Origin of the sequence: Micromonospora sp. L5 (genome assembly GCF_000177655.2) — a bacterium.
Lineage (GTDB): Bacteria > Actinomycetota > Actinomycetes > Mycobacteriales > Micromonosporaceae > Micromonospora > Micromonospora aurantiaca.
Genome location: NC_014815.1, coordinates 5282366 through 5297326, shown reverse-complemented (window position 1 = coordinate 5297326; position 14961 = coordinate 5282366). Strand labels below are relative to the sequence as shown.

The 14961-nt window shown below is 74.7% G+C and carries 11 protein-coding genes; 5 read left to right on the top strand and 6 right to left on the bottom strand.

Annotated elements, in window-relative coordinates:
• Positions 1 to 115 precede the first annotated feature (115 nt).
• The 4 genes from ML5_RS24345 to ML5_RS24330 all read left to right on the top strand — a co-directional run bounded on the left by ML5_RS24345 (position 116) and on the right by ML5_RS24330 (position 4100).
• On the top strand, positions 116 to 1114 hold the full coding sequence (locus tag ML5_RS24345; RefSeq protein ID WP_013476557.1) for a helix-hairpin-helix domain-containing protein: 999 nt from the start codon (positions 116 to 118) through the stop codon (positions 1112 to 1114).
• A gap of 327 nt (positions 1115 to 1441) precedes the next feature.
• A complete protein-coding gene (locus ML5_RS24340) occupies positions 1442 to 2644 on the top strand; it encodes a low temperature requirement protein A (RefSeq protein ID WP_013476556.1) in 1203 nt (400 codons plus the stop codon).
• 108 nt (positions 2645 to 2752) lie between these two features.
• Positions 2753 to 2959, top strand: coding sequence for a hypothetical protein (locus ML5_RS24335; RefSeq protein ID WP_013286658.1), 207 nt, complete (start codon positions 2753 to 2755; stop codon positions 2957 to 2959).
• Between the two features lie 181 nt (positions 2960 to 3140).
• Entirely contained in the window at positions 3141 to 4100 is a 960-nt protein-coding gene (locus tag ML5_RS24330; RefSeq protein ID WP_013286660.1) for a TIGR03557 family F420-dependent LLM class oxidoreductase, read from the top strand.
• Between the two features lie 36 nt (positions 4101 to 4136).
• Here the strand turns inward: ML5_RS24330 and ML5_RS24325 are convergent, their stop codons facing one another.
• The 4 genes from ML5_RS24325 to ML5_RS24310 all read right to left on the bottom strand — a co-directional run bounded on the left by ML5_RS24325 (position 4137) and on the right by ML5_RS24310 (position 10656).
• Positions 4137 to 6233, bottom strand: a complete 2097-nt coding sequence (locus ML5_RS24325; RefSeq protein ID WP_013476555.1) for an amino acid transporter — start codon at positions 6231 to 6233, stop codon at positions 4137 to 4139.
• Between the two features lie 63 nt (positions 6234 to 6296).
• Positions 6297 to 6734 carry a hypothetical protein gene (locus ML5_RS24320; protein ID WP_013476554.1) on the bottom strand — a complete coding sequence of 146 codons (438 nt, stop codon included), beginning with the start codon at positions 6732 to 6734 and terminating at the stop codon, positions 6297 to 6299.
• 96 nt (positions 6735 to 6830) lie between these two features.
• Positions 6831 to 7601, bottom strand: a complete 771-nt coding sequence (locus ML5_RS24315) for a DUF5995 family protein (protein WP_013476553.1) — start codon at positions 7599 to 7601, stop codon at positions 6831 to 6833.
• A gap of 115 nt (positions 7602 to 7716) precedes the next feature.
• On the bottom strand, positions 7717 to 10656 hold the full coding sequence (locus tag ML5_RS24310) for a helix-turn-helix transcriptional regulator (protein WP_013476552.1): 2940 nt from the start codon (positions 10654 to 10656) through the stop codon (positions 7717 to 7719).
• A 189-nt stretch (positions 10657 to 10845) separates the two neighbouring features.
• On the opposite strand from ML5_RS24310, the gene ML5_RS24305 reads away from it, so the two are divergent.
• Positions 10846 to 12981, top strand: a complete 2136-nt coding sequence (locus tag ML5_RS24305) for an adenylate/guanylate cyclase domain-containing protein (protein ID WP_013476551.1) — start codon at positions 10846 to 10848, stop codon at positions 12979 to 12981.
• Between the two features lie 87 nt (positions 12982 to 13068).
• On the opposite strand, the gene paaI is transcribed toward ML5_RS24305, so the two are convergent.
• Positions 13069 to 13476 carry a hydroxyphenylacetyl-CoA thioesterase PaaI gene (paaI, locus tag ML5_RS24300; RefSeq protein WP_013476550.1) on the bottom strand — a complete coding sequence of 136 codons (408 nt, stop codon included), beginning with the start codon at positions 13474 to 13476 and terminating at the stop codon, positions 13069 to 13071.
• 1 nt (position 13477) lies between these two features.
• The gene (paaK, locus tag ML5_RS24295) at positions 13478 to 14785 is read right to left on the bottom strand and encodes a phenylacetate--CoA ligase PaaK (RefSeq protein ID WP_013476549.1); all 1308 of its coding nucleotides are present in this window, start codon (positions 14783 to 14785) and stop codon (positions 13478 to 13480) included.
• Positions 14786 to 14961 lie beyond the last annotated feature (176 nt).

Genomic DNA, 14961 nt, shown 5'->3' with positions numbered 1-14961 from the left:
GCCGGTCCCATCGTCGTGGCCCGGCCCCGGGCTGCCTGTCGTGCGCCGCGCGCGTGTGCGAAGCTGCCCCGAGTCTTTCGCCACCGTCATGCACGTACATAGAAGGAGGTTGGCCATGCCGTCGAGCTTCGGGCAGTGGCTGTTCGTGATACTGGCCCTGCTCATCGGATTCGGCGTCGGCTGGGTGGTCGTCGGCCGTCGCCGGTCCGGCGCCCCGGCGACGCCCACGGTGGAGACCGCACCCGAGGTGACCGCCACCGTCGACGAGCCGCGCCCGGTCGCGGTGGTCGACGAGCCCCCGGCGACCGCCACGGTGGCCGAGCAGCCCGCGCCCACCGAGACGGCGACCGCCGAGCCGGCCGTCGCCACCGCCGCCCGTACCGCAGACGAGCCGGAGGCGTCGTCGGTCGTCGCCGAGCCGGTGTCCTCGTCGGCCGTGTCCTCGTCGGTCGTGGCCGAGCCGGTCGCCGTGGACCGTCCGGCGGACGAGCCGGTGCCGTCCTCCGCGTCGGTCGCTGCGGACGAGCCCGCCGCCCCGGCCTCCATCGATGTGGACGAGCCGGCCGCTTCTCCGGCGCTCGTCGCCGAGTCGGAGCCCTTCGCGGCGGAGCCGGAGCGCGCCCCCGTCGCCGTTCCGGCGCAGTCGACGCCCGCCGACGAGCCGGAGGTGCCGGCGACGACGTCGTCGGCCGATTCGGCTGCTGCCGAGGCGGTGCCCTCGCCGGTCGACGCCGCCACGACGGCCGAGACCGCCGAGCCGGTCGAGACCGCCGAGCCGGTGGAGACCGCCGAGCCCGTCGCCGCCGCACCGGCCGTGGTGCCCGCGCCGCGGGCCTCGGTCGAGAACGACGTGCCGGCGGACGTGGCCGGGGACGCGGCGGACGACTTCCGGCGGATCCAGGGCATCGGGCCGAAGCTGGCCACCGCCCTCCAGGACGCCGGGATCCGCACCTACCGGCAGCTCGCCGAGCTGGACGAGGCCGCGCTGCGGCAGACCGTGAAGGCCGCCGGGCTGCGCGCCGCACCCGGGCTGGCCACCTGGCCGCAGCAGGCCAAGGTGCTGGCGGGTGCTCCCGCCGACGCCGACCGGGTGCTGCCGGCGAGCGCCGAGTAGACAGTCCTCCACATTCCGGGCCGGTGGTGACGATGGTCGCCACCGGCCCGGTGCCTTTCCCCACCCCGTCACCTCCCCGACCTCGCGGCCCGCCCCGCCAGTACGCCGAGGTGGTCGCATCAGCACCCCGCCGACCCCGCCACAACCCCGAACTGGCGGCCGCTCCACCAGCACCAGCACCAGCACCCGACGTGGTGACATCGCCACCCCGTCACCCCCGCCCGGGCCGGTATGCCGGAAAAGTGACCGCGTGCGGGCGGGTATGACTACGGTCGGTGAAGGGCCGGGACGGCCCGCCGCGCGTACCGCCACCCGCAGGAGCATCTCGTGCCCACCGCAGCGCCGGAGCCCGCCGGCCGGCGACCGCCGGTCCGCGATCCGGAGGCGCCGCGCCGGGTCACGCTGCTCGAACTCTTCTTCGACCTGGTCTACGTGGTCGCGCTCGCGTTGATCTCGCGCAACCTGATCAGCTCCGTGTCCTGGGAACGGGCCGCCGAGTCCCTGGTCATGCTGATGGCGATCTGGTGGACCTGGGCGATCACCACGCTGGTCACGGACATCTACGACCCGCAGCGCACCGAGATCAAGCTGCTGATCGTGGCGGTGATGTTCGGCGCGCTGCTGATGACCACCGCCATCCCGGAGGCGTTCGGCACCCGAGGGCTGGTGTTCGCCGGCACGTACGTGGCGATCCATCTCGGACGCGGCCTGTTCCTCATGCCCGCCGTACGGCGGCACCCGCAGAGCAACCGCCGGGCCCTGCGCATCTTCGCCTGGTTCGCCGTGTCGGCGGTGCCCTGGCTGGTCGGCGCGCTGGCCGCGCACGGCACCGCCCGGTTGTGGTTCTGGGCCGGCGCCCTGGCCATCGACTACCTGGGGTTCCGTCTGGCGTACCCGGTGCCGGGTCTGGGCGCGGTGCCGGAGTCCCAGCGCAACGTGACCGCCGAGCACCTGTCCGAGCGGTACCAGCAGTTCTTCATCATCGCGCTCGGCGACGCCGTGCTGGTCGCCGGCACCGTGTTCAGCCTGCACCACTCCGAGGTGGAGAACCTGGCCGCGTTCGCCACCGCGTTCGTCACCACGCTGCTGCTCTGGCGCATCTACGTGCACAAGTCCGGTGAGCTGCTGCCGCACGCCATCGCCCGGGCGGCTCAGCCGAGCCGGTTCCTCAACACCGCGCCGTACACCCATCTGCTGATGGTGGCCGGGGTGGTGACCACCGCGGCGGGCTTCGACCTGGTCCTGCTGGAGCCGACCGGCCACACGCCGCCGGCCTGGCTGGCGGTGATCCTCGGCGGGCCGGCGCTGTTCCTGATCGGCCGGGGCGCCTTCGAGTACGAGGTGTTCAGCCGGGTGTCTGCGTCCCGGCCCGGCGGGATACTGGCACTGCTCACGATCGCCCCGGCCGGGTTGTTCCTCGCGCCGGTCTACGCCTCCGCCGGGGCGATGCTGGTGCTGGCCGGGGTCGCTTGCGCCGACTACCGCCGCAGCCGGGGCCGCCCGCCGGAGGAGCCGATGCCACCGCACTGAGATAATCGGAATCGGCCGTGCCGGTACCTGTGCGCCGTTTGGCGGATCACCCGCACGGGGTACAAGGCCTCCACCTCGAATCCACCACGACCCCAGTGGAGGCAACTGATGCGCGGCACCTCGATAGTCGGCGTCCTGGTCGTCATCTGGCTCATCATCGGCGCCATCGCCGCCGGTCAGCGCGGCTACTACGGCAACGACGAAACCAACTGTGCGGAGGCGGGCACGATCCTGGTCACGATCGTGGCCGGCCCGCTGAACTACATCGGCGCCAACCCGAAGGTGGACTGCAAGCTCCCCGAGCCGTCGAAGTAGGCGGCCACCCCCGTACTCCCCTTCCGGCCCGCGCCCGCCCGGCGAGCGCGGGCCGTTCCGTGCCCGCGGCGCGGACCGTCACCACCCCTACGGCGTCCTAGGAGACTGGGTTTCGCCTGGTTTGCCGCCGGAACCGGTGGGAACGGCAGCGGTTCGCCGACGACGGAACGGAGAACCGGGCATGCGGATCGGCTACAAGCTCGCCTCGGAGGCGTTCGGGCCCCAGGAACTCATCCGGCAGGCGGTCCGGGCCGAGGAGGCCGGTTTCGACTTCGTCGAGATGAGCGACCACTACCACCCCTGGCTGGAGGTGCAGGGGCACTCCTGCTTCACCTGGAGCGCGCTCGGCGCGATCGCCGCCCGCACCACCCGCATCGGCCTCGCCACCGGCGTCACCTGCCCGTCGGTCCGCTACCACCCGGCGATCGTCGCGCAGGCCGCCGCCACCATGGCGCTGATCTCCGACGGGCGGTTCACGCTCGGGGTGGGCGCCGGCGAGCGGCTCAACGAACACGTCGTCGGGCAGGGCTTCCCCAGTGTCCGAGGGCGGCACGAGCGGCTGCGCGAGGCGCTGGAGATCATCCGGCTGCTCTGGCAGGGCGGCTACCGCTCGTACGGCGGCCGGCACCTCCAACTGGAGGACGCCCGGATCTGGGACCTGCCCGAGCAGCCGCCGGTGATCGCCGTGGCCGCGAGCGGCCGGGAGTCGGCCGGTCTCGCGGCCGAGCTGGGCACCGGCCTGTTCGCCACCGAGCCGAAGTCGTCGATCGTCGACCAGTACCGCAACGCCGGCGGCCAGGGCCCGCGCTACGCCGAGGTGCCGATGGCCTGGGCCACCGACGAGGAGTCGGCGGTCCGTGCGGCCCGGGAGACCAGCCGCTGGGCTATCACCGGCTGGAAGGTGATGAGCGAGCTGCCCAACCCGGTGAACTTCGACGCCGCCACCGCCTGGGTCGAGGACCACCACATCCGGCAGCAGTTCTCCGTCGGCCCGGACGCCGCTCCGCACGTGGAGAAGGCGCGCACGTACGTCGAGGCCGGCTTCGACCACATCGTGCTCCAGAACGCCGGGCCGGACCCGGACGGCTTCCTGGACTTCTGCGCCCGCGACCTGCTCGCCCGCGTCCGCGCGCTCGGCTAGCGCTCCGCTGCTCCCCCGCGCTCGGCCCGGGGCACCTCAGCCGCCGACGTGGATGCCGGGGCGGCGGGTCGGGTCCGGCTCGGACTTGCGGATGATCTCCCGTACCACCGGCGGGGTGTCGCCCCGGCCGAGGATGAGGTAGCGCAGCAGGTGCGCGATCGGGTTCCCCTCCGACCACTCGAAGTGGCAGTGCGGGCGCACCCCCGTCGCGTCCCGCAACGCCAGCAGGATCGCGGCTATCGCGTTCGGCGCGGCCGGGCTGCTGGTACGCAGGATCCGGTAGCCGCCGGACTCCACCCCGTGCACCCGCAGCACCTGGCTGAACTGGGACGGGTCGCTCACGTCGATCTCCAGGAACAGCACGTCGGCGGCGCCCGGCACCGGGTTCATCGACCGTTGCGCCCGTTCCTTGACCCGGTACTCCTTCACCGACCCGCTCTGCCGCTTGTTGGCGATCAGGTGCAGCCGCCCGTCCCGGGCCACCGACTCGTCGACGAAGCGGCGGGCCGGCTCGTCGAACTCGATCCGCTCGGCGCGCAGCTCGGTGGTCCGGGTGACCCGGGAGATCAGCGACACCGCGACGATCCCGGCGATGAAGAACCCGGAGATGGTGATGCCGTCGGGCTTGGCCACCACGTTCTCCACCAGCGCGTACAGCAGCACGGCGGTGAGCAGCGCGAACCCGGCCGCGGCGGCACGGCTGCGGGCGCGCAGCGCCGCGATGGTCACCGCTATCGCGCCGGAGACCATCATCGCGAGGATGCCCGTGGCGTACGCGCCGGCCTGGGCGTTCACGTCGGCGGAGAAGGCGATCGTGATGGCGATGCTGATCGCGGTGTAGACCAGCACCACCGGACGCACCGCCCGCCCCCACTCCGGCGCCATGCCGTACGACGGCAGGTAGCGGGGCACGATGTTGATCAGCCCGGCCATCGCCGACGCGCCGGCGAACCAGAGGATGAGCACGCTGCTGATGTCGTAGACGGTGCCGAACGCCTCGCCGAGGTGCTCGTGGGCGAGGAACGCCAGCGCCCGGCCGTTCGCCGGCCCGCCGGGCTCGAACGCCTCGGGCGGGATCAGCACGGTGGTCACGAAGGTGGTGGCGATCAGGTAGACCGACATGATCAGCGCGGCGGCGGTGAGCAGCCGGCGGGTGTTGCGGATCCGGGCGTCCAGCCGCCGCTGCGCGTCCTCGCCCTCGCCGCGCACCAGCGGCATCATGCTCACCCCGGTCTCGAACCCGGACAGGCCGAGCACCAGCAGCGGGAACGCGAGGACGCTCGTGGCCAGGACGTCGCCGGGCCCGCCGGTGTCGGCCAGCCGTCCGGTCCAGTCGCCGAGCAGGCCCGGGTCGGCGACGACCTCGGCCACGCCGACGACCACCACCACCGCGTTCAACGCCAGGAACGCCGCCACCAGCGGGATGGCGACCTGCACGGCCTCGCTGAACCCGAGCAGGAACACGCCGCCGAGCACGAGCAGCAGCGCCACGGTGACCAGCACCGCCGCCGTGCCGCCGTGCCGGAACGACGCGGGCAGGACCGGGTTCTCCAGCAGGTGCACGCTGGCGTCGGCGGCGGAGAGCGTGATCGTGATGATCCACGAGGTGGCGACGAAGCCCAGCAGCACCAGCACGAAGACCTTGCCGCGCCAGAACGGCAGCAGCCGCTCCAGCATGGCCACCGAGCCCTGCCCGTGCGGGCTCTCCCGGGCCACCCGGCGGTACATCGGCAGCATCCCGAGCAGCGTCAGCGCCACGATCAGCAACGTGGCCAGCGGGCTGAGCGCGCCGGCCGCCACGGCGGCGATGCCGGGCAGGTAGGACAGCGTGGAGAAGTAGTCGACGCCGGTCAGGCACATCACCTGCCACCACGGGTGGGACCGGGTCTGGTGCTCGCGGATTTCCGGTCCGACCGGCTCGACCCGGTGCGCGAACAACCACCGGTGCAGCCGGCCCACCGGTTCCGCCGGCCGCGTCGGGGCCGCCACCCGTTCCGGCAGCTCCGGCACGGCACGGCCGGCCCGCTCGGCGTGGTCGCCGTGCCGACCGGCCCGGGCCGCCGCGGCCGCGTGCGCCTCCCGGCGCCGCTCCCGCGTACGCCTGGGCTGTTCCGGCTCCCCCGCCTGCCCCATCTGCTCCCCTTCGTCCCTATGAAGACGGTAGGGGTTGTCCCGGGTGCGGCCCGGCCGAACCGGTCAAAGATCCGGTCCGCGGGCCAGCGCGTCGCGCACGGCCGCCGGGTCGGCCACTGTGACGGTGACCGCCGGGTGCCTCAGCCAAGGGCCGGGGGCCAGCGCCGGCACCGGCTCGGCGAAGCGCAGGCAGAGCCCGCCGGCCACGCTGGCGCCGAAGGTCACCCCGCCGTCGGCCGCCGACAGGTGCGGGCCGATCGCCCGCCACCAGCGGTACGGCCCGCTCAGCTCGGCCCCGGTCACGTTGCCCGGCGTGGTGCGCAGCAGCCACGGCCCGAACCGGACGACGAGCGCGTCCGGGCCCCAGTCGAGCCAGGCCGTGGCGGGCCGTACCCCGAGCAGCGCCAGCGGCAGCCGGAACGCCGGGTCGAAACGGAACGGGAAGCGGCGGACCGGGCCCGGCGGGAGCGCCCCGGGGCCGGCCGGTTCGTCTGGCGGCACGGCGGCGACGTACCCGGTGCGGCGGCCTCGACACCCGCGGGCGGCGTTCCCGCGTCCCGCGCCCGGACGGCGGGACGCGGGAACCCCCCGTCCCGGCTACTGCAGGAACGCCCCGAGGGGCGACAGCAGCAGCCGGCCGAGCAGCGCGGCGTTGTCGTCCAGCCGCATCCGCTCACACTCGCGGGCGTCCGGGTCGTGCCGGCAGCGCCAGATCTTCTGCGCGTTGCGCCAGGCCACGTTCCGGGTGTACTCCACCAGTTCGCCCTGGTACCAGTCGTCGATGTCGCCGTTGACCATGTCGATCATGAGCTGCCAGTTGTCCAGGTAGCCGCGGCGCAGCTCCGGGATCCGCTCGGCGAAGATCTTGTTGATCTCCAGGTAGTCGCGGTGCTGGTCGCTGCCGTCGATCGGCTCGGACTCCAGGCTGTCGAACGTGGTCACCAGCGCGAACGGCAGGTCGTAGTTGATGTGCGCGTTGACGCCGGCGGCGGCCGACGGCAACGGCCGGGCGTCCGGGCCGCGCATCCGCTTGAACAGACACGACCACGCCTTCGGGGTGCTCGGGCTGGAGTCGCTCCAGAACCGCAGCGCCTCGAAGTAGCGGGCCGCGAACTCCACATCGAGCCGAGCCAGGAACGCCGGGTCGCAGAACCGGTCGTCGTACAGGCCGTCGAGCACGGTGCTGGTGATGACCAGGTAGAGCTTGTTGAAGTCGGCGAGCGGGCAGCTCTCCTCCAGCGGCGGCAGCCGGACCAGCAGATCCTGCAACTTGGTCAGATGGTCCACGACCGCCGGCACGTCGGCGGGGTGGTCGGCGAGCAGCCCGACGATGTCCTGGTGCACAGGACCCCAGACCGGTTCGGTCATCTCTCCTCCACAACGGCCGGCGCCCCCACGACGCCACCACCCCTGTTCCGCGGCACAGCCTGCCAGCCGCCGTCCACACCGCGGATCCGTCGAACGACGTATTGCCGACGTACGCCTACTCCGCGCCGTTGCGCAGGAAGATGGCGCTGGCCTGCACCCGCGTGCGTACCTGGAGCTTGTCGAAGATGTGCGAGACGTGGACGCCGATGGTCCGCTCGCTGATGAACAGCCGCTGCCCGATCTCCCGGTTGGTCAGTCCCTCGGCGACGGCGGCGAGCACCTCACGCTCCCGCGCGGTGAGCGTCGCCAGCTCGTCCACCGCCGGCCCGGCGGGCGCCGCCGCCCGCTGCCGGGGCACCGGAGCGGGGTCCGGCGCGGCGTCCAGTGCCACCCGGGCCCGCGAGGCGATGGTACGGATCTCCGCGGTCAGCGGCACCGCGCCGAGCGACTGGGCCATCGCGTACGCCCGGTGCAGCAGCTTGCCGGCGGTGGCCACCCGGCTGCGGCGGGCCAGCAGCGCCTCGGCCTGCCGCAACCGGGAGTACGCGGCCGGGTAGGGGTGGTTGCGCCGGTCCCACTCGAGCGCGGAACGCTCCCACAGCGCCGGGTCGCCGCGGCCGTCGTCGAGCCGGCTCAGCTCGGCGTCGCAGAGCGCCAGGAAGCCCTCGGCGACGTACCGCACCGGTGCGCCCGCCTTCGCGCTCTTGCCGGTCACCCGGTCGACCACCTCGCGCAGCCGGCGTACCGCGTTCGGGTCCACCTCGATCGTGCGGCTGGCCGCCGCCTCGGCCTCTGCGCGCAGCCCGTGCCAGGCCAGTGTGGCCAGCACGATCACGTCGTCGGAGCGGCTCTCGGTCAGGCCCCGCTGCACCGCCTGCCGGGCCAGGTCGTGCCGGCCCTGCCACATGGCCAGGCCGGCCCGCAGGATGAGCATCGGCAGCACGTGCCGGGCGCCGCCGCCGGCCAGCACCGTCGCCACCGCCTCCAGGTCGCGGTCGGACGCCTCGACGTCGCCGTACCCGACGGAGAGCCGGCACCGCGCCAGCAGCAGCTCGACCGCGTCGGCCCCGGACGGGCGGTGCCGCAGCGCGGCCGCGACGACCTTCTCCGCCTCGGCCCACTGCCCCACCCGGAACAGCCCGTTCGTCGCCACCGCCAGCAGCCGGGTCTCCCAGGTGCGGCCGAGCCCCAGCTCGGCGACCCGGTCGGCGCCCCGCCGGGCCACCACCACCCCCTCCTCGAGGATGTTCAGCGGCCCGGTGAGCAGCTCGGCCAGGTGCAGGTACGCGCAGGCCACGTCCTCCGGACGGCCGGACCGCTCGGCGGTCTCCAGCGCCTGGCGCATCACCGCCAGCCCGGCAGCCGGATCCTCCAGGAACGCCTCGCTGAACCCGAGCGCGGCGCTGGCCATCACCACCTCGGAGGTGGTGCCGGGAACGTCGGCGGCGAGCGCGAGGGCCTCCCGGGCCTGGTCGCCGGCTTCGGCGTAGCGGCCCAGGTGCAGCAGCAGCTCGGCCAGCCGGGCGGCGGCCGTGCACCGCTCCTGCGGCGTGCAGTCGGGCGAGTCCAGCACCCGCCGGTACTCCTGCTCGGCGGGTGCCGACCGGCCGGCCGCGGCCAGGTAGCGGGCCCGGCGGATGCGCAGCGCGCAGACCGGCGGGCCGGACGGGTCGTCGGCCAGCTCCTCCAGCAGCGTCAGGGCGCGGGCATGCTCCCCGCTGTGGTGCGCGGCCTCGGCGGCGTGGCTGAGCAGCTCGGCCCGGTCCACCTCGACCGGCTCGGGCCGTGCCCCGTCGGGCGGGACGGAGGCCGGCTCGGTGGCCAGGGTCAGCGCGGCGGACCAGTGGCGGTGCGCCTCGGCGTACCCGTGCAGTCGTTCCGCCTCGCGGGCGGCGGCCATCGCCGCGGGCAGTGCCCGGGCCGGCTCGCCCGCGTGCCGCCAGTGGTGGGCCAGCCGGGCCTGGTGCAGCTCGGCCGGTACGGCGGTGAGCGCCTCGGCGTAGCGGCGGTGCAGCGCGGCCCGCTCGGCTGGAAGCAGTTCGTGGGCCAGGACCTCGGCGACCAGCCGGTGCCGCAGCCGGTAGCCGTCGTCGGCGCCGACCAGCAGGCGGTGTGCGACCGCCTCGCGGACGGCGTCGAGCAGTTCCTCCTCGGGCAGCCGCACCACCTGGGCCAGCAGCCAGTGCTCGACCGGCTCGACGCCGACCGCCACCGCGTGCACCACCGCGTGCGCCGGCTGGGGCAGCGCGTCGACCCGGTCGAGGAACACCTCGCGCAGCGTGTCGGAGAGGCCGTCGCGGCCGTCGCGCCGGTCGCGGGCCAGTTCCTCCACCACGAACGGATTGCCGCCGCTGCGCTGCCAGAGCTGGTCGGCGGCCTCGGGCGGCAGCGGCGCGCCGACCACGGCGGCGGCCAGTTCGTCGGTGGCGGACCGGTCCAGCGGCAGCAGGTCGATCACCCGCACCGAGCGCAGCCGGCGCAGCTCGGTGAGCACCCGGCGCAGCGGGTGCGCGCCGCGCAGCGACTCGGCCCGGATCGCGGCCAGCACGGAGAGCTGGAGGTCGCCGAGGCCGGCCAGCAGGTAGAGCAGGAGCTGCCGGGTGCTGCGGTCGACCCACTGCAGATCGTCGAGGACGAGCACCAGCGGCCGTCCGCCGGCCACCACGTGCAGGCCCTGGGCGACGCGTTCCAGCAGCGCGCCGGCGCCGTCCGGGCCGGGGGTCTCCTCGTCGAAGACCTGCAGCACCCCGCGGATCGCCGACGTGGTGCGCGCCTGCGCCTGCTCGGCGTCGAGCCGGCGCAGCGCCTGCCGTACCGGGTGCAGCGGCGAGGCGTCTCCGATGTCGAGGCAGGTGCCGGTGAGCACCAGGGCGCCGGTCTGCCGCAGTTGCTCTCCGACCTCGGTCAGCAGGCGGGTCTTGCCCACCCCGCTCTCTCCGGTGAGGAACACCGCGCCGGTCTGCCCGGGCCGTAGGTCGTCGTAGAGCGCCGACCGCAGCGTCGCCATGGTCCCGGTACGGCCGACGAGCGGTGCCGTGTCCACGTCGCTGGCCATGGAACGCAGCCTAGTCACAGGTCCCCGCACCGTTCTACGGCCTCGGGGCCGGACTCGTACCTCTCGCGTCGACTACACGACTAATGGTTGCGGGTGCCCGACATACGTCGTCCTACAGATCCCCCGACAACCCGGTGGTGAAAGTCTGCTGAGGTCGTCGGGCACCACGATCGGGAAAGGGTGGGTGCGATGTTGATCACCACGCCCGCAGGGAGTCGGGAAGCCGTCATCGCGGCGTGCCGGCCGGTGCCCGAGGAACGACGTACCGTCACCGTCCTCTTCGTCGACATCGTCGGCTCGACCCGTCTGGTCGAGCGGCTCGACCCGGAGGACGTACGCGCGTTGCAGCGCGCCTACTTCGGCACCGTCGCCTCGGTGCTGCGCCGCTGGCGGGGCGTGGTGGAGAAGTACGTCGGCGACGCGGTGATGGCGCTGTTCGGCACGTCCGGTTCGGACGGTCTCGACGCGTACCGGGCGGTGCGGGCCGGGCTGGACATCCAGGCCGCGCTGGAGCGGCGGCGACCGGCCGGCATCCGGCTGCGCGTGCGGGTCGGCGTGGCGACCGGCGAGGTGCTGCTGGACCTGGCCGGGGTCCACGACGGCGGCCACGGCGCGGCCAGCGGCGCGGTGATCACCACGGCGGCCCGCCTCCAGGAGCACGCGCCGCCCGGCGGGGTCGTGGTCTGCCCGGTCACCCGCACCGCGGTGGCGGGGCTGGTCGAACAGCGTCCACTCGCCACCCTGACGCTGGCCGGCAAGGCCCTGCCGCTGGACGTGTGGCGGGTGACCGGGGCAGCCGGGAGCAGACCGGCCCGGCACCGCGTCCCGCTGGTGGGCCGCCGCCGGGAACTGGCCGGCGCGGCCGACGAGGTGACCCGGGCACTGCGCGAGCGCCGTCCCCGGTGGATCTCGCTGGTCGGGCCGCCGGGCAGCGGCCGCAGCCGGCTGCTGCACGAGGTGACCCGCGCCGTGTCGCACGTGGACGGTGTGCCGGTGCGCCGGCGGGTGACGGCCTGCCCGCCGTACCCGTGCGGGGAACTGGCGCCGCTGGCCGACCTGGTCCGTCCCCGGCCGGACGGCTCGGTCGCGGACGGCTCGGTCGCAGACGGCCCGGGCAGCGGCGTGCTCGCGGCGTTCCTCGCCGCGCCGGACGACGACACGGTGGCGGCCCGCGCCGTGGTCGCCTGCCGCGAGGCGCTGCTCGGCCTGGCCGCCGACGCGCCGGTGGTGGTCGCGGTGGACGACCTGGACCGGGCCGCCCCGGCGCTGCGCCGGTTCCTGCACCAGCTCCACGTGGCCGCGGGTGAGCGGGGACTTCCCCTGGCGGTTGTCACCACGTGCGGCTCCGGCTCGGCCGACCCGCTGCCCACCCCGGCGCGGCGGATCCCGGTGGAGCCGCTGGGCCCGCTGGACACCGGGCGGCTGCTGCGGCACCTGCTCGACCGGGCCGGGCGGCCGGCCGCGCTCGCCGCGCGGCTGGTCGCGCTGGTCGGCGGCAGTCCGGCGGTCGCGACCGCGTACGCGTCCGCGGACCCGGCCGGCGAGCCGGGTGGCGTACCGGCCGCCGCGCGCCGCCTGGTGGACGCCCGGCTGGACCGGCTCGACGGTACGCACCGGGCGGTGCTGCTGGCGGGCGCCGCCCGGAGTGGCCCGGTCGTGGCCGCCTCGGTGGAGGCGATGCTCGGCTGGCCCGCCGGCCGGGCCGGGCCGGTGCTGCGGGCGCTGGCCGCCGCTGGGCTGATCCGCCAGGTCACGGCGGACGGCTGGGCTGTTGACGCGCTGGTGGCGCGGGTGGCCGCGATGCGGCTGTCCCGTGCGGTACGCGCGGACTTCGCCCGCCGCCTGCGCGCCGCGAAGGACACCGCTGCCGGCCGTGTGCCGGCAGCGGGAACCGGCGTCCCGTCCCGGGGCGCCGGCGAGCGGGAGGTCTGCCAGCGCGCCGGACCGGCCCGGCTGCCCGGGCACCGGACACAGCGCGTCGGACCCGTCCCGCCGGACCGGCCGGACGGGTCCGACGCGCTGTGTCCGGTGCCCGGGCAGCCGGGCCGGTCCGGCGCGCTCCGGGCGGTGCCCGCACGGCCGGGGCAGCCGGTGCGCGCCGGACCGGCGACGGGCGGCGCGACGGGGACCGTCGCGGATGCCGCGGAGTGGTCCCGGTGGCGGAACGGCCCGGCGTCCGCGGTCACGGCGTGGCCCGGTCAGCGGACCGATCCGTCACCAGCGGTCCCGGCACGGCAGGAGCGGCGGACCGGTCCGCCCGGGCGGGTGGGCCGGAACCGGCGAAGAACCGGGTCCGGCGGGCAGGCGCTCGGGCTGGCCGCATGACGTCCGGGTCGGAGCGGGCACGGGGCCACTCCGGCCCGGACGTCACCCGGCACGCAGGTGTGCGGGCGCGGGCCGGCGGGCCGGCGATCAGTCGCGGGCGATGGTGCGGCTGCGGCCCCGGAACTCGGCCACCACCTCGTCCCCGCGTCGCACGCTCACGTCGTAGATCCCGCTGCGGCCGTGCCGGACCCGTTCGGTGGCGTACGCCTCCAGCAGGTCGCCCTCGCGTACCGGGCGCAGGAAGCTGATCTCGCCGCCGGCCGCCACCGTGGCCGGGCCGTGGCTGTTGCACGCCAGCGCGAACGCGGTGTCGGCGAGCAGGAACACGAAGCCGCCGTGCCCGATCGCGTGCCCGTTGAGCATCGACGGGGTGACCCGCATCCGAGCGACCGCCGCGCCGTCGCCGGCCGAGACGAGTTCGATGCCGAGCCCCTTGGACGCCACGTCGGCGTCGAACATGTCGTGCGCCGCCGTGCGGCCGCCGTCACCGGTCATCTCAGGACTCCCGCCGCTGGTCGACGATGCGGCGCATCTTGCCCATCGAGCGTTCCACCCCGTCCGGCTCGATCACCCGTACCGCCACTGACACCCCGATGGTGTTCTTGACCTGCTCGACCAGCGTCGCGCCGGCCCGCTCGGCCTCGTCGGCGGCGGCGCCCGCGCGCCGCTCCACGTGCACGGTGAGCGTGTCGAGCCGGCCCCGCCGGTCGAGCACGCACTGGAAGTGCGGCGACAGGGCCGGGGTACGCAGGATCAGCTCCTCGATCTGGGTCGGGAAGACGTTCACCCCCCGGACGATCATCATGTCGTCGGTACGCCCGGTGATCTTCTCGATCCGCCGCATCGGACGGGCGGTGCCGGGCAGCAGCCGGGTCAGGTCGCGGGTGCGGTAGCGGACCACCGGCATGGCCTCCTTGGTCAGCGAGGTCAGCACCAGCTCACCCCGCTCCCCGTCGGGCAGCACCTCCCCGGTGACCGGGTCGATGATCTCCGGATAGAAGTGGTCCTCCCACAGGTGCAGGCCGTCCTTGGTCTCCACGCACTCGACCGCCACACCCGGGCCCATCACCTCGGACAGGCCGTAGATGTCCAGCGCGTGCATGTCCAGGCGCTGCTCCAGCTCGCGGCGCATGTCCTCGGTCCACGGCTCGGCGCCGAAGACGCCGACCCGCAGCGAGGTGGCGCGCGGATCGACGCCCTGGCGTTCCATCTCGTCCACGATGGCGAGCATGTAGCTGGGGGTCACCATGATGACCTCCGGCTCCAGGTCGCGGATCAGCATGACCTGGCGCTCGGTCATGCCGCCGGACACCGGGACGACCGTGCAGCCCAGTTCCTCGGCGCCGTAGTGCGCGCCGAGACCGCCGGTGAACAGCCCGTAGCCGTACGCGACGTGCACCCGGTCGCCGCGGCGACCCCCGGCAGCCCGGATCGAGCGGGCCATGAGCTTCGCCCAGGTGTCCAGGTCGGCGCGGGTGTAGCCGACCACTGTGGGACGGCCGGTGGTGCCGGAGGAGGCGTGCAGCCGGGCGACACGCTCGCGGGGCACCGCGAACATGCCGAACGGGTAGTTCTCGCGCAGCTCCGCCTTCGCGGTGAACGGGAAGCGGGCCAGGTCGGCCAGCTCACGCAGGTCGCCGGGGTGGGCGCCGAGGGCGTCGAACGCGCGCCGGTAGTGGGGCACGTTGTCGTACGCGTGCCGCAGCGAGTGCCGCAGCCGGTCCAGTTGCAGCGCGCGCAGCTCGTCGACGCCGATCCGCTCGACGGGATCCAGCTCGTCCGGACGGGGCGTGCGCTCCTCCACGGTGACCTCCTGGCACGACGGGCCCCGGACGCCGCGCGCCGGGCGCTGCCGCCCACCGTACGCCCGCCTCCCCCTCCCCCGCTCTCTCCCCCGCGATCTTGCACTTGCCGCCCCTCGGATGCCGCGAATGTCCGGTCCGTCGGGGCGGAACCTGCAAGATCGCGGAGGAGCGGAGG